Below are 869 nucleotides of genomic sequence, written 5' to 3'. Positions count from 1 at the left end.
AATATTATTTTACCTGCTTTAATTGGTGTCATTGTAATACTAGTTGGTAATGTTGGCGTCTTTTTTATTTGCAGTATATTGCTATTTTTAGGATTTATTTTTAATGCACTTTTAAAATATACAAATATCAGCATGATTGATAGACACTCAAAAGAAGATTTTTCTGAAACTTGGGAATTCTTGAAAAAATCTAAAGAAATTCCATTTATCATCATCATCCAATTTGCTTGCATATTGATTAATACTGGTCTTTGGCGTGTTGCATTACCATTGTTTATTTCCAATATATTAAAAGAGGGCGTTGGTGTATATGGACTAGCTACATCATGTTTAGGTATAGCGTCTTTATTAATGTCATTGATTATGGGTTTACTGTCAGAAAAACGATTAATCTTTAAATTTAGTATTGGTGTTTTAGTTTGGGGGATTGGCTTATCGATAATTAATGTGTTTCCAAGTGTGGCGATACTATATATAGGTGCAACTTTAGTGGGACTTGGGCAATCTATAGAGGGACTAACAAGATCAGTTGCCATTCAAATAAAGACGCCAAATCATTTGATGGGGAAAGTATTTAGTATCTCATCTACATCGAATTACGCAGCGGATACATTGTCTTTAGGACTTATAAGTTTAATTATACCTTTACTAAGCTTAAGTAATATATTTATATCAGGAGGTGCAATTATTTCAATGCTTAGCTTAGCTGGGTTAAGGTTTGTTAAGAAGTCTATGTAAACATAATAGAATTTTAATCAATGCTATTAAGGTGGGAATTGAAATGAAATATAAAATTAGTTTGGCTTATAATTTAGCAATTATAATAGGGTCGCTAATTATATTATGTATACTAATATCTAGAGGTTATG

At 30.3% G+C, this 869-nt stretch carries 1 protein-coding gene and 1 pseudogene; both read left to right on the top strand.

Annotated features, from left to right (window positions below; translation table 11 throughout):
- A partial coding sequence (locus IDG60_RS16720; RefSeq protein ID WP_206160958.1) for an MFS transporter occupies positions 1–738 on the top strand: 738 nt, incomplete at its 5' end.
- Positions 719–869, top strand: a pseudogene (locus tag IDG60_RS22695) (hypothetical protein); the annotation flags it as partial. The gene IDG60_RS16720 and the pseudogene IDG60_RS22695, both read left to right, overlap by 20 nt.

The organism is Staphylococcus sp. EG-SA-2 (assembly GCF_017152085.1).
This window is presented reverse-complemented; position numbering and strand designations above follow the sequence as displayed.